Source organism: Roseateles sp. T103 (assembly GCF_057219915.1).
The window spans coordinates 471,163-492,851 of the sequence record NZ_JBXVVS010000002.1; the positions used below are offsets into that span (position 1 = coordinate 471,163).

Sequence of the window (21,689 nt, forward strand, 5' to 3'; positions counted from 1 at the left end):
GAACAGCGCTCGACCGGGAGTTTTCGCGCTGTTGAATCGGCGACGTCAGGGCTGTGCTGCTATGAATTCTGCAAGTCTCGTGAACCATACCCGGTCGATCTGGGCGCAGGCGGGTATGGGCGTTGATGGCCCAGCTGACGCGGATCCTGGTGCGGGCGGACAGCTGCGCGCCGACGGCCGCAAGCCGGTGGTGTTGCTGGTCGAAGACAACCACATCAATCAGGTCGTGGCGCTGGAGTTCCTGGCGCTGATGGGCGTGGACACCGAGCTGGCCAAGAACGGCGTCGAGGCGCTGGAAGTCTGCCAGCGCGTGGTGCCAGACTTGGTGCTGATGGACATCCAGATGCCCGGCATGGACGGCCTGGAATGCGCACGCCGCCTGCGCGTGCAGCAGCGCGATGGCCTGCTGCCGCCCTTCCCCATCCTGGCGCTGACCGCCCATGCCCTGGAAGCTGACATCATCGCCAGCGCCGAGGCTGGCATGGACGAGCACCTGACCAAGCCGCTGGACTTCGCGGCGCTGCGCAGCCGCCTGCAGCGCTGGCTCAAGCTGCCCGGCCTGAGCTGATCGCCGACAGGCCTCGCAGCAAGCGAGGCCCTCGCATCTGCTGCAGCGGGCCTGCCGACCGCAGACCGCACAGGCCCAGCGGTCCGGCTGGGAAAGCCTGGGGCTGCCGCTGCCGCAATCCCGCTACGATCGTGACACCCCTCGCTAGAAGGGGCACATCCGTCAGCGACCAGGAGACAAGCGAGATGAATCGGAACAAGCTTCTTCGCGGCCGTGCGCTGCGCACACTGGCGATCTTCGCCTGCGCGGCCAGCGCGCTGCTCGGACCAAGCGGCCATGCGCAGGCCCAGACCTGGCCGGCCAAGACCGTGACCATCGTCGTGCCCTTCCCCGCCGGCGGCGGCACCGACGCCTTTGCGCGCCCGCTGACCGCCGCGCTGTCCAAGGCCACCGGCAAGCAGTTCATCATCGACAACAAGGGCGGCGCCGGCGGCACCGTCGGTGCCAGCATCGCGGCCAAGGCGGCGCCGGACGGCTACACCTTCTTCATGGGCGCGGTGCACCATGCGATCGCGCCGTCCATGTATCCCAAGCTGGACTACAAGCTGGAGAGCGACTTCGTCCCCGTGGGCCTGGTCTCCAGCGTGCCGCAGGTCATCGTCGTCAACCCGACCCATGTGCAGGCGACCGACCTCAAGGGCCTGCTCGACTACATCCGCAAGAACCCCGGCAAACTGAACTATGGCTCGGCCGGCAATGGCACGTCCCATCATCTGGCCGGCGAGCTGTTCAAGCTGCAGACCAAGACCTTCATCACGCACATTCCCTACCGCGGTGCCGGCCCGGCGCTGCAGGACTTGATCGCCGGCCAGGTGGACCTGATGTTCGACGGTCTGGGCAGCTCGGCCGCGCACATCAAGTCCGGTCGCATCCGCGCCATCGCCGTCGCATCGAACAAGCGCGCGCCAGGCTTCCCCGACGTGCCCACCAGCGTCGAAGGTGGCGTGCCCAGCTACCAGGTCGCCACCTGGTACGGTCTGTGGGCGCCCAAGGGCACACCCAGGGAAGCCATCGCCGGCATGCAGGCCGAGATGCGCAAAGCCTTCGCGCAGGATGACATCAAGGCCACCTGGACCGGCCTGGGCACCGAGATTCCCAGTCTGTACGGGGATGCCTTCGGGCAGTTCGTCTCTGCAGAGATCAAGCGCTGGGCCGAGGTGGTGAAGAGCTCCGGAGCCAAGCTCGACTGATTCTTTCGAAACCATGAGCAGCAAGAACGCCAATCTGTTCGCCGCACTGCGCGCGGCCTTCCCCGACGATCTGGACAGCGTCGCCATCGAATGTGCCGATGGCGCACCGCTCGCCTACAGCTGGCGCGACATCGAGCGCGCGACCGCGATGCTGGCCAATCTACTCGTCTCGCTGGACCTGCCGGCAGGGAGCCGCGTCGCCGTGCAGACCGAGAAGAGCGTCGAGGCGCTGATGCTCTATCTCGCGGTGCTGCGCGCCGGCTATGTCTATCTACCGCTGAACACCGCCTACCAGGCCGCGGAGATCGAGTACTTCATCGGCAACGCCGAGCCGGCGGTGATGGTGTGCCCGAGCCGCAGCTTCGGCTGGGTCAGCAAGATCGCCTTCAAGGCCGGCACGCAGTACGTCTTCACGCTCAACGAGGACCGTAGCGGCACGCTGCTGGACCGCGCCGCGCAGATGAGCGACCGGCACGAGATCGCGCCCAAGCGCGCCGACGAGATGGCCGCGATCCTCTACACCAGCGGCACCACCGGGCGCAGCAAGGGCGCGATGCTGTCGCACGGCAATATGCTCAGCAATGCGCTGACGCTCAAGGACTACTGGGGTTGGAAGCCAGGCGACGTGCTGATCCATGCGCTGCCCATCTTCCACGTGCACGGCCTCTTCGTCGCCTCGCATGGCGCGCTGCTCAATGGCAGCAAGATGATCTGGTTCAGCAAGTTCGACCCCAAGGCGGTGATCGCGCGCCTGCCCGAGGCCAGCGTCTTCATGGGCGTGCCCACGCTTTATGTGCGCATGCTGGGCGAAGCAAGTCTGGACAAGCAGACCTGCCGCAACATGCGGCTCTTCATCAGCGGCTCGGCGCCGCTCTTGATCGAGACCTTCCGCGACTGGCAGACGCGCACCGGCCACACCATCCTGGAGCGCTACGGCATGAGCGAGACCATCATGCTGACCTCCAACCCCTACCGCGCCGAGGATGGCGAACGCCGCGGTGGCACCGTCGGCTACGCGCTGCCCGGCGTGGGCGTGCGCGTGCACGACGACAAAGGCGCCGCCTGCGCGGTGGACGAGATCGGCAATATCGAGGTCAAGGGGCCGAACGTGTTCGCCGGCTACTGGCGCATGCCCGAGAAAACCAAGGAAGAGTTCACCGCGGACGGCTGGTTCAAGACCGGCGACGTGGGCAAGTGCGACGCGCAGGGCTACTACGCAATAGTCGGCCGCAGCAAGGACCTGATCATCTCCGGCGGCTACAACGTCTATCCGGCCGAGGTCGAAGGCTATCTGAACGAGATGGACGGCGTGGCCGAATCCGCGGTGATCGGCGTGCCGCATCCCGATTTCGGCGAAGGCGTGGTCGCGGTGGTGGTGGCCAAGCCCGGCGCCCAGCTCGATGCCGAGGCACTGATCGCCAGGCTCAAGGGCCAGATCGCCAACTTCAAGGTGCCCAAGAAGCTCTTCGTCGTCGCCGAGCTGCCGCGCAACACCATGGGCAAGGTGCAGAAGAACCTGCTGCGCGAACAGCACAAGGCCTTGTTCGCCAAGTGAGAGAGACCAGCGCCTTGAACGCCCGCTGCCCACGCTGCGGCGGCGAGTTCCACTGCGGCGCCGGCGAGGCGCGTTGCGACTGCTTCGAGGTCCAGCTCGACGAGGCGCAGCGCGCGCGCCTGGCGCGCGAGTTCAGCGGCTGCCTGTGCCTGCGCTGCCTGCGCGAGCTTCAGCAGCTGCCGGCACAGCCGGCCCGTCCCGGCTGATCCGCCCATCGACCAGCTCGATCACCCGATCGCAACGCGCCGCCAGGCGCGGGTCGTGGGTGACGATCAGGAACGAGGTGCCCAGCTCTGCATGCATCTGGCGCATCAGCGCGAACACCTCGTCCGACGAGGCGGTGTCCAGATTGCCGGTCGGCTCGTCGGCCAGCACCAGCGGCGGACGCATCACCAGCGCGCGCGCGATCGCCACGCGCTGCTGCATGCCTCCGGACAGCTCGCCGGGCTTCTTGTGCAGCGCAGCGCCCAGGCCCATGCGCTCCAGCACCGCGCGCGCCTGCTCGCGCTGCGCGGCGCCGACGCTGCCGTCGCGCATCAGCGCCGGCAGCGTGACGTTCTCCAGCGCAGTGAAGGCCGGCAGCAGATGGTGGAACTGAAAGACGAAGCCCAGTGCGCTGCGCCGCTTCAGCGTCAGCCCGGCATCGTCGAGCCCGCCGACCTCCTCGCCCTGCAGCCGGTAGCTGCCGCTGCTCAGGCGCTCCAGCAGGCCGATGATGTTCAAGAGCGTGCTCTTGCCCGAACCCGAAGGCCCGATCAGCGCGGCGAATTCGCCGGCATGCAGGCGCAGGTCCACGCCGTGCAGCACCTCGGCCTCGTTGGGCTGGCCCAGGTTGTAGCTCTTGCGCAGGCCGCTCAGCTCGATCAGCGGACGATTGCTGCCGTTCATCACGCGCGCCCCCTCATGCCCGTATCGCCTGCGCCGGGTCCAGCGCCGCGGCGCGCCGTGCCGGCGCCACCGCGGCCAGCACGCCGCACAGCGTGGCGGCCACGGCGATCTGCAGCGCCAGCATCGGCGGCAGCGTGATCGAGAACAGCGGCAGGCCGTCGGAGCCGCGCACGAAATGCGTGAAGGCCCAGATCAGCACCACCGCCAGCAGCACGCCCAGCGCCGAGCCCAGCGCGCCGACCATCGCGCCCTGCAGCAGGAACACGCGCAGCACCTGGCCGCGCGTGGCGCCCATCGCGCGCAGGATGCCGATCTCGCGCTGCTTCTGCACCACCGAGACCACCAGCACGCTGGCGATGCCCAGCACGACGACGATCATCACCACGCCGCGGATCAGCGTGGTGCTGACCGACTGCGCATTCAGCGCCGACACCAACTGGGCATTGGCCTCCTGCCAGCTCTCGATCTTGTAGGGCCAGCGCCGGCCCAGCTCCTGCGCCAGCTCCTTGGCGGTCCAGACATCGGCGAGCGTCACGTCCAGGCTGGTCGCGCCACCCGGCAGGCCCACCAGGCTCTGCGCGCTGCGCAGCGGCACGAAGACGGTGCGCCGGTTCAGGTCGCGCACGCCCAGGTCCACCAGACCGGTCACGCGCAGCGACTCGCTCACCGTCGCGCTGCCGCTGCCCAGCACCACCGCCACGCGGTCGCCGACGCGCAGACCCAGGTCGGCGGCCAGATCGCGGCCCAGCAGCGCCTCGCCCGGACCCAGCCGCGCCTGGCCGGAGACCAGCTTGCTGCGCAGCTGCACGATGCGGTCATAACGCTCCAGCTCTATGCCCATCAGCGCGATGGCGCGCGAGCCATCGCCGCGCAGCGCCAGTCCGGCGGCCGAGACCATCGGTGACACCGCCGTCACCGCCGGCATGGCCTCCAGCGTCGGCACCATCTGCTGCCAGTTGGCGATCGAACGCGGCCGCTGCGAGCGCGGCTGCGTCTGCACCAGCGCGAGCGCGTCGCCATCGGGGCCGCGCGCGCTGGCCACCGCATCGTCCAGCGGCTTGACGGTCAGGTGCGCCTGCGCGCCCAGCGTCTTGCTCAGCGTGTTGGACTGCAAGCCGGTGATCAATGCCGAGATATAGGCCACCACCGCGACGCCGGCGGCGACGCCGACGATGATCAGCACCGTCTGGAAGCGCCCCTCGCGCAGAAAGCGCAAGGCCACGCGGGATTCGAAGCCCAGCCAGCCGCGCAAGGCCTGGATCATGGTCGCCATCGCTTCGCGCCGGCCTCAGCGGCCCATCGCATTGCTCATCGCCGAGCCCATGCCGTCGCGCGCATCGCGGCTCATGCCCAACCCGGAAGCCGGCAGTGCCGAGGCCTGCAGCTGCCGTGCGCGCACCTTGGCGCCCGGCTGGGCACTGCCGGCCTGCAGCACGAGGCGCTCGCCGGCCTGCAGGCCCTGCAGCACCTCGGCTGCATCGAGCGTGCGCAGCCCCAGGCGGACCTTGCGCTCGGCCACACGATCGTCGGCGTCGAGCACCCAGACCCGCGCCTCGTCATCGGCCCCGTCCTCGCCGCGCAGCGACTGCAGCGGCAGCACCAGCGCACGCTCGCGGCGGCCGGTCTCGATCTCGACCGACAGCGTCATATCCTCGCGCAGGAAGCCGGGCAGCGGCGGCTGCGGCGCCAGCTTCAGCTCCACCGAGCCGCGCTGCGCATCGACCCGCGGAGCTATCGACTGCACCGTCGCGGCAAAACGTCGTTCCGGGAATGCATCGGCCAGCACCTGGGCCGGCTGGCCCACGCGCAGCTGGCCCAGATAACGCTCGTCGAGCTGGGCCACCAGTTCGACAGGACCGTCCACTGCCAGGCTCAGCAGCACGCGGCCGGGCTGCACGATCTGGCCCGGCTCGGCGCTGCGCGCGAGTACCCGGCCGTCGCCGGGCGCCAGCACCGCAGCCTGCGCCAACCGGGCGCGGGCCGCTTCCACGCTGGCACGCGCCTGCTGCAGCTGCGCCTCGGCCTGAACGATCTCGCTGCCGGCGCTGTCCGCGTTGGCCTGGGCCTGGGCACGGGCACTGTCCAGCTGGGCGCGCGCCACGGCCGCCGCACGGCGCGCATCGTCCAGCCGCGACTCGCTGACAAAGCCCTGAGCCAGCAGCGACTGCTGGCGCCGCAGGTCGGCCTCGGCGGCCGCCAGCACCGACTCGGCCTGCGCCACCGCTGCCTGTACCGCGCTGCGCCCGCTGCTGCGCAGACCCGCCAGCCGCGCTGAAGCTGCCCTTTCGCTGGCCTGCGCCTGAGCCAGCGCCGCCACCAGTTCCTCGCTTTCCAGACGCGCCAGCAGCTGGCCGGCACGCACCGCATCGCCCTCGCGCACCAGCACCTGCTGCACCCGGCCGGTGACGGTGGCTCCCAGCTCCACACGGCTGCGCGCGGACACGCGCGCCGAGAGCTGCAGCGTGCTCAGCAGCGGAGCCGCCTGCACCGGCATCACCTCCACACGCGGCCGCGCCTGCGTCCAGCCGATGTAGGCGAAGGCCAGCAAGACCAACGCGCCCAAGGCGATCAGCAGCACGCGGCCGCGACGCGAAACCTTCTTCTTGTTCAACAGCACCATGCGAAGCGACTTTCCCTCACGCCGCGCCGCTCCCGGCTGGCCGGGGTGGCCTCAGCTTGACGACCTGCCCGACCACCATCGCCGAGACGGTGCGGGCCAATGCCGTGGTATCGATGCTGGCATCGTCGCACGAGAGCTCGTAGGCTGCATGCATCGCGTCCAAAGCCAGACGCAGCGTCAGGCGTGCCTGGGTCACGTCGGTCTGCGGGAAGGCCGCGCGCTGCGCCTGCAGCAGCAGCTCGGTGGTCTGCTCGTGGGCATGCAGCCGCGTCGCCTGCAGCGAGGGCACGGCGCGCATCGCGCGCGTCACCCACACGCCGGCCGGCATCAGCTGCGTGAGTTCGAGCATGCGCAGGAAGAGCTGCGCCACGCTGTGCCTCAGCTCCTCCTCGGGCAGGGCCAGCGTGGCCGGCCGCGCCCAGGGCAGCAGCAGCAGGCGCTGGTGGCGCAGCAGGCGCAGGCCCAGCTCGTGCAGGATGGCGTACTTGTTCGGAAAGTATTGATACAGCCCCGGCGGCGAGATGCCGGCGCGCTGGCAGATCAGGTTGGTGGAGACGCGCTCGATGCCCACTTCGCCGAGCAGCTCGGCACAGACGCTGAGGATGCGCTCGTAGGTTTCGACCGCGCGGGCCTGCGAGGGCGCCCGCTTGGGTGCCAGGCTGGGCCCGTCGGTCGGCAGGAGGAGTTCGCCGCTGCTCGTCATCATGGTGCGGCGGAGTCTAGCAACGCGGCGCTACTAGACCCTCATCGACGTCTGGCGCAAGCGCTGCCAGGTGAGCTGGATCACCCGCGCATCGGCACTGGCGCGGTGGCGCCGCAGCTGCAGCTCGTCGCGCACCTGTTCGCGCAGCTCGTGCCAACGCTGCTGATCGTCAGGCGTGAGCAGGCTGCGCAGATCGGCCAGGCGAAAGCTGGGCGTCATGTCCACCGCATCGAACAGCCGGGCCAGCCAGGGATAGTCGTGCCCCCAGGCATCGCAGTAGACGGTCTGGCCCGCCAGCCGGCTGTTGATCTGGCCGGCCACCCAGACCGGCGGCTTGCCATGCTTGCACAGCAGCTCTCGGCTGATGCCGTGCAGCGCCTCGGCCGAGGCATCCCAGTGCTGCCAATCGGGTTCGGGCTGGATCAGCGTGCAGAAGGACTCGCCGTCGCACTGCACGAAGCCGACCTCGATGGGATAGCTGCCGCGCCCGAAACCCGAGGCTTCGACGTCGAGGACGGCAATCGGCGCATGCGTGAGCGTCTGCATCGGAGCGGGGCCAGGTCATCACGTGACAGGCCGAGTGTATGCCGCGCCGCCCGCAGCCAGCATCTGCAGCGGGGTCAGATCTTGCCGGCAGCCTTGAGACGGTCGATCGTCGCCTTCTCGGCGGCGAAAGTGCGCTCGGCGTAAGCGCCGTACTCGGCCGTGCCCATGTAGATGACCGGCATGTAGAACTTGTCCAGGGTCTCCAGCACCTTCGCGTCTTCCAGCGTCTTCTTGAAGGCGTCGTGCAGCAGCTTCACCACGGCCGGATCCATGCCCTTGGGTCCGCCGATGCCGAAGGGCGACTCGGTCACCGTGTCCCAGCCACTCTCCTTCACCGTCGGCACGTCGGCGAAGGCCTTGTTGCGCTCGCGGCCCAGCGTGGCGAGCAGACGCAACTTGCCGCTCTTCACATGGGGCGCGAACTCGGTCGTGCCGCTCATCAGCGGGATATGGCCGCCGAGGATGGCCTGCAGGATCTCGGCCGAGCCCTTGTAAGGGATGTCGGTGAGCTGGATGCCTGCCTTGGCGGCGAATTCCTCGATCGCCAGGTGCGGCGTGGTGCCGGTGCCGGTGTGGCCGTACTGCACCTTGCCGGGGTTGGCCTTGGCATAGGCGACCAGCTCCTTGAGCGTCTTGTAGGGCGCGTCCGGACTGGCCGCCAGCCCGAAGGTGTAGCCGGTCAGGCAGACGATATGCGTGAGGTCCTTGACCGGATCGAAGGCCATCTTCTGCATATGCGGCAGGCGGTAGATGCCCAGCGGCAGCTGCGTGACGGTGTAGCCGTCGGGCTTGGCCTGCAGCATTGCCGTGGCGCCCAGCGTGCCGCCGGCACCGGGCTTGTTCTCCACCACCACGCTGCCGCCGATGGCGCGGCCGGCGCTCTCGGCGAAAGCACGCATCACCGCGTCGCTGCTGCCACCGGTGGGCCAGGGCGTGATCAGTGTGATCGGTCGCGAAGGAAACTTGTCCTGCGCGCGTGCCCAGGGGCTGACCAGCGCGGGCGCGGCCAGCGCCGCCGCGCCGGCCAGCAGGCGGCGCCGGCCTTGGCTGGCCGTCTTGTTCGAGCCCTTGTCGACGGGATTGCTGCTCATGGCTTGTCTCCTGCGTTGTTGCCAGCCGCTTGCGCGGCCCCAAGGCCTTGCACCGGCCCGTGCCGATCTTCTGCCAAGCGGCGCGCTTGCGCGCGTCACGCAGGCGACCTCGGGGATCGGTAGATTCCCTGAACACCGCGTCAACACACCCAGCAGCCGCGTGTATAAGTGAGCCCCGACGGCGCCAGACCGCCCGACCAGAGCAAAGAACAAGACGATGAACCCGACCCCGCACCCGCCGCTGCAGCCCGCGCAGCTGCTGCATCGCTGCGACCCCGCACAGTTCAGCTTCGAGACCACCGCCGAGCTGCCCCTGCTGGACGAGCTGATCGGCCAGATCCGCGCGCACGATGCGCTGCGATTCGGCGCCGGCATGCGCCATGAGGGCTACAACATCTTCGTGCTCGGCGAGCCGGGCATGGGCAAGCGCACCATGGTGCGCCAGGTGCTCGCTGCCCACGCGGCGCAGAACCACAAGCCCAGCGACTGGTGCTATCTGAACAACTTCGCCGAGCCTCACAAGCCGCTGGCACTGCAGCTGCCCGCCGGCCGCGGCAATGCGCTGCGCCACGAGATGGAGGAGGTGGTCGAGGATCTGCGCGGCGCTATTCCCGCGCTGTTCGAGAGCGACGAGTACAACGCCAAGACCAAGGCCATCCACGAGGAATTCGAGAAGCGCCAGGGCGAGGCCTTCCGCGCCCTCAGCGAGGCCGCCACCGCGGAGAAGATCGCGCTGCTGCGCACGCCGCAAGGCTTCGCGTTCGCGCCCTTGCGCAACAACGAGGTGCTGCCGCCCGACGACTACGAGAAGCTGCCCGAGGAGGAGCACACGCGCATCAGCCAGGCGATCGCCGCCTTGCAGACGCGGCTGGAACTGATCCTGGCGCAAATCCCGCAGTGGTGGAAGGAACGCACCGAACGCATCAAGCAGCTCAACCGCGAGACCATCCAGGCCACGGTGGACCATGTGATGGAGCAGCCGCGCCAGCAGTTCGCCGACCAGCCCGCGGTGCTGAAGTACCTGGACGAGGTGCAGAAGGACCTGGTCGAGCATGCCGACGACTTCCGCAAGACCGAGGAACAGACCTCGGTGGGCGGCGTCACCATCGTCACGCGCGAGTCTTTCCATCGCTACCAGGTCAATGTGCTGGTCAGCCACGAGACCGGAGCCGGCGCGCCGGTGATCAGCGAGGACAACCCCAGCTACACCAATCTGCTCGGCCGCGTCGAGCACATCGCGCAGCTCGGCGCGCTGGTCACCGACTTCACGCTGATCAAGCCCGGCGCGCTGCACAAGGCCAATGGCGGCTATCTGCTGCTGGACGTGCGCAAGGTGCTGATGCAGCCCTTCGCCTGGGAAGGGCTCAAGCGCGTGCTGCAGTCGCGCGAGATCCGCATCGAGTCGCTGGGCCAGATGTACAGCTTGGTCAGCACCGTCTCGCTGGAGCCCGAGCCCATCCCTCTGGACGCCAAGATCATCCTGTTCGGCGAGCGGCTCTTCTACTACCTGCTGCAGGAGTACGACCCCGAGTTCGCCGAGCTGTTCAAGGTGGCGGCCGACTTCGAGGACGAGATGGAGCGCACGCCCGAGTCGCAGCTGCTGTACGCGCGGCTGCTCGCCTCGCTGGCGGCCAAGTACCAGCTGCTGCCGCTGGACCGCGGCGCGGTGGCGCGGGTGATCGAGCACAGCGCACGCCTGGTGGGCGATGCGCAGCGCCTGTCTACGCAGATGAGCTCGATCGCCGACCTGCTGCGCGAGGCCGACTACTGGGCACACCAGCAAGGCGTGGCCATCATCTCGGCGGCGCACGTGCAGCAGGCGATCGATACGCAGATCCGCCGCGCCGACCGCCTGCGCGACCGGCTGCATGAGGCCATCCTGCGCGACACGCTGCTGATCGCCACCAGCGGCGCGGTGGTCGGCCAGATCAACGGCCTGGCGGTGCTGGAGCTGGGCGGTTTCGCCTTCGCCCAGCCCACGCGCATCACCGCGACCTGCCGGCTGGGCGACGGCGAGATGGTCAATATCGAGCGTGAGGCCCGCCTGTCGGGCGCGATCCACTCCAAGGGCGTGCTGATCCTCGCTTCACTGCTCGCCTCGCGCTACGCGAAGAACCAGCCGCTGGCGCTGTCGGCCAGCCTGGTGTTCGAGCAGTCCTACGGCACGATAGACGGCGACAGCGCATCGCTCGCCGAGCTCTGCGCGCTGCTGTCCAGCCTCGCCAATCTGCCGATCAGGCAGGGCCTGGCGATCACCGGGTCGGTCAACCAGCTCGGCCAGTCGCAGGCGATCGGCGCGGTCAACGAAAAGATCGAGGGCTTCTTTGACATCTGCAAGGCGCGCGGCCTGGACGGCACGCAGGGCGTGCTGATCCCGGCTGCCAACGTCAAGCACCTGATGCTGCGCCAGGATGTGGTGGACGCGGTGGCGGCCGGCCAGTTCGCGGTGCACACCGTGGAAACGGTGGACGACGCGATCGCGCTGCTCACCGGCGTGCCGGCCGGCGCGCCGACAGCCACGGGCCAGTATCCGGAAGGCAGCGTCAACGAGCGCGTCGCGCGCCGCGTCGCCGAACTCGGCGAGCTGCGCAATGCCGCGCTGCACGCGCTGCCACGCAGCCGGCGCGCGCGCGGTGGCGCGCCGCGTGGTGGGCCTGGGCATTGAGGTCGGCGCGTGGTGGCTGCCTGGGCCGCAGGCTCATAAACGCAAAAGCGGCCGAGGCTTTCGCCAGGGCCGCCGATGAGGAACTCAGCCGGCCTCAGACTGCCGCCGGCTCCGCCTCAGGCAGTGCCACGCGGTTGTCCACACTGAACTGGTAGTCGCGGAACACATGCTCGGCCGACAGCAGCTGGTAGCTGCCGTCATCGCGCCGCACCGAGGTGTCCTTCAGGCGCCAAGCCAACTGGCCGCAGGTCCAGATCGCGAAGTTGCGCATGTGCGTGCACAGGCAGGTCTTGTCCATCACCGAGATGCGCTTGGCGCCAGGATGGGCCAGCACCTCGCGGTTGTAGGAATCGATGTAGGCGCACTTGCCGTTCGCGTCGAGCAGATAGCCGTAGGCCTCGCAGTTCGGACGGATGCCGTCGCCGATGCCCGGGCTGCTCTTGATCATGCGCATCGGGTAACCGGTGGGCGAGATCTGGTTGACCTCGATATCGTCCTCGTCGGCCTTGAAGTACTCCTGCTTCACATCGTCGGGCAGGCCGCACTCGCGCGTCACGGTGAAGCGCGTGGCCACCTGCACGGCGGAGGCGCCGGCCTCGAGGAAGCGCACCGCGTCGCTGCCGGTGAAGATGCCGCCGGCGGGGATCAGCGGGATGTCCAGCTGTTCGGCCTTCAGCCAGGCCTGGATCTCAGTGACGATGGTGGCCAGGTCGTACTGCGCCCAGTCCATGCCGAAGCCGAGGTGGCCACCGGCCAGCGGGCCTTCCACCACCACATAGTCGGGCAGACGACCGAGGCGCGAGTTCTTCTTCAAGAACAGCTGCAGCGCGCGCAGCGACGAGACGATGATGCCCAGCTTGGCATCGCGGAAGCGCGGATGGTCCTCGATCAGCGCGAAGGAGCCCAGGTGCAGGCCGGCGGCCAGCGTGATGCCGTCGATGCCGGCGTCCAGCGCCGCGCTCATGCGCACCTTCAGGGTCTCCTTGGGCGCGTTCATCGTCAGCTTTTCCATGCAGTTGATGAACACCATGCCCTCGCCGCGCTTGCGGCCCATGGTGTGCTCCACATGCAGCTTGGTGGCCTCTTCCAGGTGGCCCAAGTCGAACTTGACCGACGATTTGTCCAGCGAATCGACGTTGTACTTGTACTGCGCCTGCTTGGCCTTGACGTACTTGGTCTTGTAGCGACGGTCGGTGACCGTCTTGATCATCGCATCGGAGATATGGCCCACGCCGCCCAGGCGCGCAGCTTCCAGCGCCAGGTCGGACGACGAAATGTCCACCCCCATGCCGCCGATCATGATGGGCACCAATTCCTTGCGGCCCAGGCGCATGCGGAAGTCGTCCAGACGTTTCATAGCTTTGCTCTGTCAACAGCACTCGTAAAAACGGCCCGAACGGTACACCGGGCCTGATCGTCGCGTCGACACCAGGGTCGTCGTCTCCGCGGCGGATTATCCCCGTTCCGTCTTACACAAAGTTGCACGAGCGCAATGGCGTCGCAGGCATTTCTTCCACCGCCTGCCCGACCTCCATCACCCCCTTCAGGGGCGGGCACAAGGGCGGCGAGCTTGACCACAATCGCTCGCGTCACACGCAACCGATTGCTTCCGACATGAAATCGCCCCATCTTGCCTGCTTCTGCCTGGCCTTTGCGCTGGCCAGCGCTGCCATCCGCGCCGAAACGGGGGCCGCACAGCCCGCGCCGGGCGACGGGCCAGCAAGCGCGCAAGAGCCGGCCAAAAGCAGGCCGGAGCTGCCTCGCGCCGGAATGGTTTGCATCAAGATGAGCCGGCCGGAGCTGCCCGCCCTGCCCTGGCGCGGGCAGCTCGAGTTGCGCGTGCTGGCCACGGTTCGCGACGGCCGCGTCCGCTCGATCGCACACCGCTCGATCCAGATGAACCAAGCCATTCCGGCCCGCGAGCTGTTTGTGCTGCTGTCCAGCGTCGAGACAGCGCTTGCCGGCTACGAGTGTCCAGGCGAGCATGTCTTCGAACAGAGCTTCCGCTTCGTGCTGAACTAGACAGAGTTCAGCGGTTCGCCGCCGTCGCCAGCACAAGGCAGAATCGCGGCGCCATGTCTGCCGTCCAACGCCGCATCCTGCAAGCCGTGCTCTACGAGCTCGGGGCCATCGCCTTCGTCGGCCCGGTGCTGGCCTGGATGTTCGGCACGCCCATGGGCTCGACGCTGGCACTGGCGCTGCTGATGTCCAGCATCGCGCTGGCCTGGAACTACGTCTTCAATGCGCTGTTCGAGCGCTGGGAGGCGCGCCAGCCGGTGAAGGGCCGGTCCTTTGCGCGGCGGCTCGCGCACGGCACGGGTTTCGAGGGCGGGCTGGTACTGTTCCTCGTGCCGGTGATGGCCTGGTGGCTGGACACCACGCTGCTGAATGCCCTGCTCGCCGATCTGGGCGTGCTGGCCTTCTTCTTCGTCTATGCCATCGGCTTCACCTGGGCATTCGACCGCGTCTTCGGCCTGCCCGAATCGGCGCGCCCGCTCGACTGATACCAGGCCTTCAGCAGAACACAGCCCGATGACGCGGCAATGACGATCACCATCCACAACACCGAGCACTGGATCAGCGCTCTGCCGCAGGGGCCGCGCCTTTACGCACGCTGCTGGCAAACGAGCGGGCCGGCGCGCGTAGGCGGGACCCAGGCACCGCTCCTGCTCCTGCACGACTCGCTGGGCTGCGTCGCGCTCTGGCGCGACTTCCCCGAGGCCCTGGCTCGCGCCAGCGGCCGCACCGTGATCGCATACGACCGTCTGGGCTTCGGCCAGTCGGACGCGCGGCAGGCGCTGCCGCCGCTGAGCTTCGTTGCCGACGAGGCGGTGGAGGGCTTTGCCGCCGTGCGCGCGCACTTCGGCCTGCAGCGCTTCGCCGTGCTGGGCCACAGCGTGGGCGGCGGCATGGCGGTGCATATCGCAGCGCACTATGGCGAGACTGCGTGCACGGCACTCGTCACGCTGTCGGCCCAAGCCTTCGTCGAGCAGCGCACGCTGGACGGCATCCGCGTCGCCCAGGCCCAGTTTGCCGACCCCGCGCAGCGCGAGCGGCTGCGCCGCTACCACGGCGACAAGACCGACTGGGTGCTCAGCGCCTGGATCGACAACTGGCTCAGCCCCGGCTTCGCCGACTGGCGACTCGACGCGGCTCTGCCCCGAGTACGCTGCCCCGCGCTGGTGATCCACGGCGAGACCGACGAGTACGGCTCACCGGAGCATCCGCGGCGGATCGAACAGGGGCTGGGCTGCGCGGACAAGCGCGCCCTGGTGATGGCCGGCGTGGGCCATGTGCCGCATCGCGAGCAGGCGCAGCGGACGGTCGCGGAGATTGCGGGGTTTTTGGCCGCCTGCCGATGACGCGACTCGAGGCACCTGCTACTTGGTGGCCGGCGGCTTGGCCTGCTCCGTCGTCAGCGGTTTGCCGCCAACGCCCCAATGGCCGCTTCGAATCTCCTGGATCGCGCATCGTGTCATCGGCCGCAGCCCCTCGCCACCAGCCCGAACGACAGCCTCCGCCAGTTCGGCGATCAGCACCTTCTTCTGCGCTTCATCCAGCACACCTTCGATGATCTTCACGTCGATAAAGGGCATGGGAACTCCTAGGCGATGGTCGCGACGGTTGAAAAGGCAAGCCGGGGGCCGCGCGGTCGCAGCGCGCTTCGGTCCCCGTGGCCCAGGTTGACGAGAAAGTTCACGCGCGTGCGCCCGTCCGGGAAGAAGCGCCGATTCACCTCCGCTGCGTCGAACCCGCTCATCGGGCCGCAATCGAGACCCAGCAGGCGGGCGGCGATGATCAGGTAGGCGCCCTGCAAGCTGCTGTTCCGGAACGCGGTGGCTTCCGCATGGGCAGGATTGGCCTCGAAGCTCTTGGCCAGGTCTGGCATATGAGGAAACAGTTCGGGCAGATGATCGTAGAAGCGGGTATCCATGCCCACGACGACTGTCACCGGAGCGCTCCGCACCTTCTGTTGATTCCCTGCGCTCACGCATTCGATGAGCGTTTCCTTTGCTTCCGGACTCTTGACGAAGACAAGGCGTGCAGGCTGGCAGTTATTGGCCGTAGGTGCGAGCTGCACCAGCGATTGAAGCTGGATCAGCGTCTCGTCCGAGACCTGTTCCGGCGTGAAGGTGCTAAAAGTTCTGGCATCCAGGAAAGCCTGAGCCAAGGCCTGTGAGGCAGATTCACTCATGAGATTCTCTATGCAGCGGTGTACGCGGTCTTGGTGGTGGTGAAGAACTCGACGGCATGGCTGCCCTGCTCGCGCGAACCCATGCTGGATGCCTTGCGTCCGCCGAACGGCACGTGGTAGTCGACGCCTGCCGTCGGAACATTGACCATGACCATCCCCACCTCCGAGTGCCGCTTGAAGTGCGAGGCATGCTTCAAGCTCGTGGTGCAGATGCCGCTCGAAAGCCCGAACGGAGTGTCGTTCGCGATTGCGAGCGCTTCGTCGTAGCTGCCGACCCGAATCACATTGGCAACCGGGCCGAACACCTCCTCCCGGCTGATCCGCATCGCGTTCGTGGTCTCGGTGAACAACGCGGGAGCCAGGTAGTGGCCCGGATGGCCACTGGCGTCGGTGGCCATCGGTTGGCCGCCTGCGACAAGGCGCGCACCTTCTTCGCGTGCACTGGCGATGTAGTCCAGATCGATGGCCAGCTGACGCCCGTCGACGACGGGACCAATGTCCGTTCCAGGGCGACGCGCGTCGGCGATCTTGAGCTGGCCCATCCGTTCGACCATCGCCGACACGAATCGGTCGTGGATGCCCTCGGTGACGATCAGCCTGCTCGAGGCCGTGCAGCGCTGTCCCGTCGAGTAGTAGGAGCCTTGGATGGCGCAGTGGACGGCAACCTGCAGATCCGCATCGTCCAGCACCACCAGCGGGTTCTTGCCGCCCATCTCGAGCTGGAACTTCGCGCCGCGACCGGCACAGCTTCGTGCGATCCGGCTCCCGGTGGCGACGGACCCGGTGAAGCTCACGCCTGCAACACGCTCGTTCTCGACCAGCGCCGCGCCGACGGCCCCGCCCGGCCCCATGACAAGGTTGAACGTTCCGGCAGGCAGCCCTGCCCGCGAGATGATCTCAGCCAAGGCCCATGCCGATCCGGGCACGAGCTCAGCCGGCTTGAACACCACGCAGTTCCCATAAGCCAAGGCCGGCGCAATCTTCCAGGCGGGGATGGCGATGGGGAAGTTCCAGGGCGTGACAAGGGCGACCACACCCAGAGGCTCGCGAGTCACCTCGACCGAGACACCCGGCCTGACCGATGCGAGGTACTCGCCCGGGATGCGCAGCGCCTCGCCGGCGAAGAACTTGAAGATCTGAGCGGCACGCCCCACCTCGCCGATGGCTTCGGGAAGCGTCTTGCCCTCCTCACGGGCCAGCAGGTCGCCCAACTCGTCCTTGCGGGCAAGCAGTTCGGTGCCGATGCGATCGAGCGCATCGAAGCGCTGCTGAGGGGTGCTTGACGACCAGGCCGGCACGGCATTCCACGCCGCCCCAACGGCAAGCGCCGCGAGCCGCTCGTCGGCCTGAGCGTATTCGCCGATCACGTCGCGCGTGTCGGATGGATTGATGTTGGGCGCCGCCGAGGCGCCATCGACCCACTGCCCTCCGATGTACAGCTGCTTCATCACATCCTTCCCGGGCCGGTCTTGCGAAAACGGGCTTGCCATTCCTCGACCGGCATGTACGTCGGGTCATCCTTGACCATGGCGAAGGTCTCGGCCAGCAGGTCGTCTTCGGACTTGTCCAGGTCCAGCGGCGTGCCGTAAGGCTGGGCGACATAGAACGGCGTGTCCACGTAGACCTCTACGCGGTTGCCTTCCGGGTCGAAGTAGTAGAGCGACCAGGCATTCCCGTGGTTCATCGGACGAAGCTCGCTGGCCCCCTTTGCAGTGGCGATATCCCGGTTGCGGCGCAGTTCCGCCAGATCGGGCACCAGAAACGACAGCTGCATCACGGTGCTAACCGGGGAGCGGTCGGATCGGCCCGCCGACAGCGCCAGCTGGTGATGCTGGTCTTCGCTCGCACTCATGAACACAAGCCGCTGACCGAAGTTCTTTCCGATGCCCTCGTCGGTGATCGTGAGCCTGAAGACGCTCGCGTAGAAATCGACCATCCGGTCGATGTCGTACACATAGATCCCGAAATGCGCCGGGGTCGGCCTGGTTACTTTCACTTGGTTTCTCCTCTCTACCGTTGTCCGTCGTGGTCCCGGATGCCATCGAGCGTCAAGCCGCCGATCCGGGCGTGGATCCGGGGGCCCGTCGCCATGACCAGCGCAAAGACGATCTCGTCTGGTCTAGGCCCGTCCTGCACACCGATTTCGACCGCGTTGAAATGGCTTCTGACATAGGCCGCATGGATGCAATGCAAAGGCACCATCAGCCGATAGCCCGTTGCAGCAACGGCCTTGTTGGCTGGCACGATCGCCTTCGGCCCGCCCAGCACCTCCCTCATCGCCCAGCCACCCGCCTCGTGCCACAGGGCGGCATGCTCAAGTTCACCGTTGACCCCGACGATGGCGCCCTTTCCATATGCCTGGACCTGCTCCTTTCCCAGCGCCGCGCAGAGCTCTTCGGCCAACTGGCGACCCAGGTCGCGCAGATCGGCCATGAAGGGGAGCAGGTCCTCGACATACCGTCCCGCATAGGGGTTGCGCACGACTGCAAGGGCATAACCCTGCTTGAGCGGGCGGGGCGAGACCGGCCCGCCCTCATGGTGGATGGTCTCCACAGCCAGCGCCGAGCGGCGCACTTGAACGAGGCTCATCGTCTCAGTCCTTCTGGATGCCGGCATCCCGCACGAGTTGGGTCCAGCGACGCACCTCAAACTCGATGCTGGCTTGCAGTTCCTTTGGAGTGCTTCCGCGGACCTCGCCCCCGGTCGCCTCCTCAAGCTTTTGCCGAATGGTGTCGTCGCGAAGCGCGGTTCGGACCGCCGAGTTCAGCCGGTCGACTACAGCCTTGGGTGTGCCCTCGGGCGCAAGAAGCCCTGTCCAGGAGCGCACTTCATACTGCGGCACCTTCTGCTCAGCGACCGTCGCCACGTTCGGCAGAACAGACCAGCGGTTGGCGGACGAGATCGCAATGGCCCTGAGTCTTCCGGACCGAATGTGCTGGATGACGGCGGTAGGCGGTGCGACGATGAAGTCGATTTCACCGCCAAGCAAGGCGTTCACTGAACCCGCATCGCCCCGGTACGGGACATGGGTCATCGGAAGGCTTACCCGATGAGCGAAGAGCGCCGCCGTCATGTGCTGGCCCGTCCCATTGCCCGCAGTGCCATAGGTCAGGCCGCCATTCTTCACGTTTGGCGACGCGAGGAGTTCTGTCAGGTTGGTGACCGGACTCGACGAGTTGACCACCAGCAGGAAGGGGAACGAGGTCAGTGCAGAGACTGGCTGGAACGACTTCAGCGTGTCATACGGGAGCTTGTCGTACAGCGCTGCCGCAATCGCATGCGCGCCCGTCGCCAGCAGCAGCGTGTAACCGTCAGCCTTTGATTTGGCGACGGTGTCCGCCGCGAGGGTCCCACCGGCGCCGGGTCTGGGCTCGACGTTGACCTGCTGCCCAAGCTGACGACTCAGATCAGCAGCCAGGATGCGGGCAATCAAATCAGCGTTGCCGCCAGCAGCAAAGCCGTGCACCAGCCGGATCGCTCGATCCGGGTAGGTCTGCGCGCCTGCAGGCATGGCCGCCAGCGTGGCGATGAGGGCGAGCGAAAGCGTGCCGACCCAGCGGCGTGAAACGTTGTTGTCCATCGGTTGTCTCCTCTGTTTGTTATGTGGCTCAGGCGGCCTGGACAATGCGGTTGCGAAGCGTGCCGATCGCCTCGATCTCGACCTCCACGACGTCTCCAGGGACCATGAATCGAGGCGGCTTCTTGCTCCAGCCCACCCCTCCCGGCGTCCCCGTCACGATGACGTCGCCAGGCTGCAGCGTGAAGATGGTCGACGCGTACTCGATCTGCTGTGCGACCGAGAAGATCATGTCGTCGGTCTTCGTGCTCTGCATCACCTGGCCATTGAGCCGTGTGATCAGTTTCAGCGCACGGTCAGGCGCAATCTCGTCGGCCGTCACCATCCACGGTCCGAAGGCACCGGTCGACTCGAAGTTCTTTCCGGCAGCGATGGCCTTGGCATGGAACTGCCACTCCCGGATGCTGGCATCGTTGTAGATCGAATAGCCGGCGATGTATGAGGCCGCATCGGCAGCAGCAATGTTGCGCCCCTCCTTGCCGATGATGACGGCCAGTTCGCCCTCCCAATCGAGCGAGTCCGAGCAGTGCGGACGCACGATGGGCTGCTCATGAGCCGTCTGCGACCGCCAGACCCGCAGGAAGATCGGCGGAAAGCTGGACAGTTCCCGGTCGAGACCGGCCGCCACGACCTCCTTGTGGTGGTCGTGGTAGTTGCGGATCGCACAGACGATCTTCTCCGGCTGCGGGATCACCGGCAGATAGCGGATGGACGAAAGCGGGATGTCGGCTTCGACGGTGCTCGCATCGCTCTGCACCTGGCCCAGACGTCCGGCCGCCAGGTAGGACTGCAGCGTCGGATACTGCGGAAACGCACGGCCGAGGTCAGCCACCTTATCCCCGATGACCGCGCCCCAACTGGCGCGCCCGGCAAGTTCAAATGACAGCAGTTTCATGTCTGAGATGTCTCCTCGTGGTTTGAGAGTGAAGCTAGTACAGCAGCCGTGTCCGCACCGAGCGCCGGTGCAGCATTCCGGTAACGGACCGGTGTCTTGGAAAGGCGCAATGGGCTCGCTACCGCAGGCACGGTTCCGAGAACGGGGTGGGGAAGTTCGATCTTCAGCCCGCGCGCACGAACCTGCGGATCATCGAAGACCTGCTCCAGCGTGTTGATCGGACCGCAGGGGACGTTGGCCCGCTCGAGGAGTTGAACCCATTCCTGCGTCGTGCGCTGTGGCGTGAGCTGCCGAATCGCCCGCAGCAGTTCGACGCGATTCGCCACACGCGCGCTGTTGGTCATGAAGCGCGCATCGACTGCCCACTCCGACTTGCCCGCGGCGCGGCAGAAGGAGACGAACTGGCTGTCGTTGCCGACCGCGAGAATCATGTTGCCGTCGGCGGTCGGGAAGGCCTCGTACGGAACGATGCTCGGATGAGAATTGCCCAGGCGTTCAGGCGCCACCCCGGTGACCAGGTAATTCATCGCTTGGTTGGCGAGACACGAAACCTGCACATCCAGCAAGGCCAGGTCGATGTGCTGGCCTTGCCCGGACTTCTCGCGTCAGGCAAGCGCAGCCAGAATCCCCGTCACCGCATGGAGTCCGGTGAGCACGTCGGTCAGCGCGACACCGACCTTCATCGGTCCGCCTCCGCTGTCGCCGTCCGGCGCGCCGGTAACGCTCATCAGCCCGCCTAGCCCCTGGATCATGAAGTCGTAGCCTGGACGCTGCGCATAGGGCCCGGTTTGCCCGAAGCCCGTGATGGAGCAATAGACCAGTCGCGGATTGACAGCAGCCAGGCTTGCGTAGTCCAGGCCATAGCGCGCGAGGCCACCGACCTTGAAGTTCTCGATCAGGACATCAGAACGTTTGACCAGCTCGATGATCTGCGCCTGTGCCTCGGGCGTCGTGATGTCGAGTGCGACAGACTTCTTGTTTCGGTTCGCACACAGGAAGTACGCTGACTCGACAGGCTCGCCGCGAGCATCGCGCGCGTGCGGCGGCCCCCAGCCGCGGGTGTCGTCGCCCCGGTCGGGGTGTTCAATCTTCAGCACCTCGGCGCCCAGGTCGGCCAGCATCTGGCTCGCCCATGGGCCAGCAAGAACCCGGGACAGATCAAGTACGCGCAGGTGCGAAAGAGCTCCGGCTTCCAT

Annotated in this window: 22 protein-coding genes and 1 pseudogene; 8 read left to right on the plus strand and 15 right to left on the minus strand. The window is 67.2% G+C overall.

Features of this window, described 5'->3' with window-relative positions; all coding sequences use genetic code 11:
* Window positions 1-79 precede the first annotated feature (79 nt).
* From AC2EBS_RS08625 to AC2EBS_RS08640, 4 genes are all read left to right on the plus strand, one after another.
* Entirely contained in the window at window positions 80-568 is a 489-nt protein-coding gene (locus AC2EBS_RS08625; RefSeq protein ID WP_484727979.1) for a response regulator, read from the plus strand.
* A 185-nt stretch (window positions 569-753) separates the two neighbouring features.
* Window positions 754-1,758: a Bug family tripartite tricarboxylate transporter substrate binding protein gene (locus tag AC2EBS_RS08630; protein WP_484727980.1), complete on the plus strand. Its 1,005-nt coding sequence runs from the start codon at window positions 754-756 to the stop codon at window positions 1,756-1,758.
* 13 nt (window positions 1,759-1,771) lie between these two features.
* Window positions 1,772-3,313, plus strand: a complete 1,542-nt coding sequence (locus AC2EBS_RS08635; protein WP_484727981.1) for a malonate--CoA ligase — start codon at window positions 1,772-1,774, stop codon at window positions 3,311-3,313.
* A complete protein-coding gene (locus tag AC2EBS_RS08640) occupies window positions 3,310-3,519 on the plus strand; it encodes a cysteine-rich CWC family protein (protein ID WP_484727982.1) in 210 nt (69 codons plus the stop codon). Before AC2EBS_RS08635 ends, AC2EBS_RS08640 begins: the two co-directional genes overlap by 4 nt.
* Here AC2EBS_RS08640 and AC2EBS_RS08645 read toward each other — a convergent pair.
* The 6 genes from AC2EBS_RS08645 to AC2EBS_RS08670 all read right to left on the minus strand — a co-directional run bounded on the left by AC2EBS_RS08645 (window position 3,446) and on the right by AC2EBS_RS08670 (window position 9,161).
* A complete protein-coding gene (locus AC2EBS_RS08645) occupies window positions 3,446-4,201 on the minus strand; it encodes an ABC transporter ATP-binding protein (protein ID WP_484727983.1) in 756 nt (251 codons plus the stop codon). The genes AC2EBS_RS08640 and AC2EBS_RS08645 overlap by 74 nt on opposite strands.
* Before the next feature lie 13 nt (window positions 4,202-4,214).
* Window positions 4,215-5,474 (minus strand): ABC transporter permease, encoded by a 1,260-nt coding sequence (locus AC2EBS_RS08650; protein WP_484727984.1) that lies wholly within the window; start codon window positions 5,472-5,474, stop codon window positions 4,215-4,217.
* 15 nt (window positions 5,475-5,489) lie between these two features.
* Window positions 5,490-6,821 carry an efflux RND transporter periplasmic adaptor subunit gene (locus AC2EBS_RS08655; RefSeq protein WP_484727985.1) on the minus strand — a complete coding sequence of 444 codons (1,332 nt, stop codon included), beginning with the start codon at window positions 6,819-6,821 and terminating at the stop codon, window positions 5,490-5,492.
* A 16-nt stretch (window positions 6,822-6,837) separates the two neighbouring features.
* Complete coding sequence (locus AC2EBS_RS08660) at window positions 6,838-7,527, minus strand: TetR/AcrR family transcriptional regulator (protein ID WP_484727986.1); 690 nt, start codon at window positions 7,525-7,527, stop codon at window positions 6,838-6,840.
* Between the two features lie 30 nt (window positions 7,528-7,557).
* Window positions 7,558-8,070, minus strand: a complete 513-nt coding sequence (locus AC2EBS_RS08665; protein WP_484727987.1) for a 3'-5' exonuclease — start codon at window positions 8,068-8,070, stop codon at window positions 7,558-7,560.
* A 74-nt stretch (window positions 8,071-8,144) separates the two neighbouring features.
* A complete protein-coding gene (locus tag AC2EBS_RS08670) occupies window positions 8,145-9,161 on the minus strand; it encodes a tripartite tricarboxylate transporter substrate binding protein (protein WP_484727988.1) in 1,017 nt (338 codons plus the stop codon).
* Window positions 9,162-9,378: 217 nt separating this feature from the next.
* On the opposite strand from AC2EBS_RS08670, the gene AC2EBS_RS08675 reads away from it, so the two are divergent.
* Window positions 9,379-11,826 (plus strand): Lon protease family protein, encoded by a 2,448-nt coding sequence (locus tag AC2EBS_RS08675; RefSeq protein ID WP_484727989.1) that lies wholly within the window; start codon window positions 9,379-9,381, stop codon window positions 11,824-11,826.
* Between the two features lie 94 nt (window positions 11,827-11,920).
* Here the strand turns inward: AC2EBS_RS08675 and AC2EBS_RS08680 are convergent, their stop codons facing one another.
* On the minus strand, window positions 11,921-13,183 hold the full coding sequence (locus AC2EBS_RS08680; RefSeq protein WP_484727990.1) for a nitronate monooxygenase: 1,263 nt from the start codon (window positions 13,181-13,183) through the stop codon (window positions 11,921-11,923).
* Window positions 13,184-13,305: 122 nt separating this feature from the next.
* Here AC2EBS_RS08680 and AC2EBS_RS08685 point away from each other — a divergent pair, with 122 nt between their 5' ends.
* The 3 genes from AC2EBS_RS08685 to AC2EBS_RS08695 are packed head-to-tail and all read left to right on the plus strand — an operon-like array spanning window position 13,306 to window position 15,188.
* Window positions 13,306-13,848 (plus strand): hypothetical protein, encoded by a 543-nt coding sequence (locus tag AC2EBS_RS08685; RefSeq protein WP_484727991.1) that lies wholly within the window; start codon window positions 13,306-13,308, stop codon window positions 13,846-13,848.
* A 53-nt stretch (window positions 13,849-13,901) separates the two neighbouring features.
* Window positions 13,902-14,330 carry a PACE efflux transporter gene (locus AC2EBS_RS08690; RefSeq protein WP_484727992.1) on the plus strand — a complete coding sequence of 143 codons (429 nt, stop codon included), beginning with the start codon at window positions 13,902-13,904 and terminating at the stop codon, window positions 14,328-14,330.
* A gap of 39 nt (window positions 14,331-14,369) precedes the next feature.
* On the plus strand, window positions 14,370-15,188 hold the full coding sequence (locus AC2EBS_RS08695; protein ID WP_484727993.1) for an alpha/beta fold hydrolase: 819 nt from the start codon (window positions 14,370-14,372) through the stop codon (window positions 15,186-15,188).
* Window positions 15,189-15,206: 18 nt separating this feature from the next.
* Here AC2EBS_RS08695 and AC2EBS_RS08700 read toward each other — a convergent pair whose 3' ends face one another.
* The 8 genes and pseudogenes from AC2EBS_RS08700 to AC2EBS_RS08735 form a co-directional block, all read right to left on the minus strand.
* A complete protein-coding gene (locus tag AC2EBS_RS08700; RefSeq protein WP_484727994.1) occupies window positions 15,207-15,422 on the minus strand; it encodes a tautomerase family protein in 216 nt (71 codons plus the stop codon).
* Window positions 15,423-15,430: 8 nt separating this feature from the next.
* Entirely contained in the window at window positions 15,431-16,021 is a 591-nt protein-coding gene (locus tag AC2EBS_RS08705; RefSeq protein ID WP_484727995.1) for a malonic semialdehyde reductase, read from the minus strand.
* An 8-nt stretch (window positions 16,022-16,029) separates the two neighbouring features.
* Window positions 16,030-17,469 (minus strand): aldehyde dehydrogenase family protein, encoded by a 1,440-nt coding sequence (locus AC2EBS_RS08710; RefSeq protein ID WP_484727996.1) that lies wholly within the window; start codon window positions 17,467-17,469, stop codon window positions 16,030-16,032.
* Window positions 17,469-18,017 (minus strand): VOC family protein, encoded by a 549-nt coding sequence (locus AC2EBS_RS08715; RefSeq protein WP_484727997.1) that lies wholly within the window; start codon window positions 18,015-18,017, stop codon window positions 17,469-17,471. The genes AC2EBS_RS08710 and AC2EBS_RS08715 overlap by 1 nt, the downstream gene beginning before the upstream one ends.
* Before the next feature lie 14 nt (window positions 18,018-18,031).
* On the minus strand, window positions 18,032-18,610 hold the full coding sequence (locus AC2EBS_RS08720; RefSeq protein WP_484727998.1) for an amino acid synthesis family protein: 579 nt from the start codon (window positions 18,608-18,610) through the stop codon (window positions 18,032-18,034).
* Window positions 18,611-18,614: 4 nt separating this feature from the next.
* Window positions 18,615-19,601 (minus strand): Bug family tripartite tricarboxylate transporter substrate binding protein, encoded by a 987-nt coding sequence (locus AC2EBS_RS08725; protein ID WP_484727999.1) that lies wholly within the window; start codon window positions 19,599-19,601, stop codon window positions 18,615-18,617.
* A 28-nt stretch (window positions 19,602-19,629) separates the two neighbouring features.
* Window positions 19,630-20,493: a fumarylacetoacetate hydrolase family protein gene (locus AC2EBS_RS08730; protein WP_484728000.1), complete on the minus strand. Its 864-nt coding sequence runs from the start codon at window positions 20,491-20,493 to the stop codon at window positions 19,630-19,632.
* Window positions 20,490-21,689, minus strand: a pseudogene (locus AC2EBS_RS08735) (CaiB/BaiF CoA transferase family protein). The gene AC2EBS_RS08730 and the pseudogene AC2EBS_RS08735 overlap by 4 nt, the downstream one beginning before the upstream one ends.

Bases quoted from the DNA above. Each gene is read 5' to 3' on its own strand.
- AC2EBS_RS08725 (WP_484727999.1), bottom strand. From the start codon at position 19,601: ATGGACAACAACGTTTCACGCCGCTGGGTCGGCACGCTTTCGCTCGCC.
- AC2EBS_RS08660 (WP_484727986.1), bottom strand. From the start codon at position 7,527: ATGATGACGAGCAGCGGCGAACTCCTCCTGCCGACCGACGGGCCCAGC.
- AC2EBS_RS08645 (WP_484727983.1), bottom strand. From the start codon at position 4,201: ATGAACGGCAGCAATCGTCCGCTGATCGAGCTGAGCGGCCTGCGCAAG.
- AC2EBS_RS08665 (WP_484727987.1), bottom strand. From the start codon at position 8,070: ATGCAGACGCTCACGCATGCGCCGATTGCCGTCCTCGACGTCGAAGCC.
- AC2EBS_RS08630 (WP_484727980.1), top strand. From the start codon at position 754: ATGAATCGGAACAAGCTTCTTCGCGGCCGTGCGCTGCGCACACTGGCG.
- AC2EBS_RS08670 (WP_484727988.1), bottom strand. From the start codon at position 9,161: ATGAGCAGCAATCCCGTCGACAAGGGCTCGAACAAGACGGCCAGCCAA.
- AC2EBS_RS08730 (WP_484728000.1), bottom strand. From the start codon at position 20,493: ATGAAACTGCTGTCATTTGAACTTGCCGGGCGCGCCAGTTGGGGCGCG.
- AC2EBS_RS08655 (WP_484727985.1), bottom strand. From the start codon at position 6,821: ATGGTGCTGTTGAACAAGAAGAAGGTTTCGCGTCGCGGCCGCGTGCTG.
- AC2EBS_RS08720 (WP_484727998.1), bottom strand. From the start codon at position 18,610: ATGAGCCTCGTTCAAGTGCGCCGCTCGGCGCTGGCTGTGGAGACCATC.
- AC2EBS_RS08695 (WP_484727993.1), top strand. From the start codon at position 14,370: ATGACGATCACCATCCACAACACCGAGCACTGGATCAGCGCTCTGCCG.
- AC2EBS_RS08635 (WP_484727981.1), top strand. From the start codon at position 1,772: ATGAGCAGCAAGAACGCCAATCTGTTCGCCGCACTGCGCGCGGCCTTC.
- AC2EBS_RS08690 (WP_484727992.1), top strand. From the start codon at position 13,902: ATGTCTGCCGTCCAACGCCGCATCCTGCAAGCCGTGCTCTACGAGCTC.
- AC2EBS_RS08675 (WP_484727989.1), top strand. From the start codon at position 9,379: ATGAACCCGACCCCGCACCCGCCGCTGCAGCCCGCGCAGCTGCTGCAT.
- AC2EBS_RS08700 (WP_484727994.1), bottom strand. From the start codon at position 15,422: ATGCCCTTTATCGACGTGAAGATCATCGAAGGTGTGCTGGATGAAGCG.
- AC2EBS_RS08650 (WP_484727984.1), bottom strand. From the start codon at position 5,474: ATGGCGACCATGATCCAGGCCTTGCGCGGCTGGCTGGGCTTCGAATCC.
- AC2EBS_RS08705 (WP_484727995.1), bottom strand. From the start codon at position 16,021: ATGAGTGAATCTGCCTCACAGGCCTTGGCTCAGGCTTTCCTGGATGCC.
- AC2EBS_RS08680 (WP_484727990.1), bottom strand. From the start codon at position 13,183: ATGAAACGTCTGGACGACTTCCGCATGCGCCTGGGCCGCAAGGAATTG.
- AC2EBS_RS08710 (WP_484727996.1), bottom strand. From the start codon at position 17,469: ATGAAGCAGCTGTACATCGGAGGGCAGTGGGTCGATGGCGCCTCGGCG.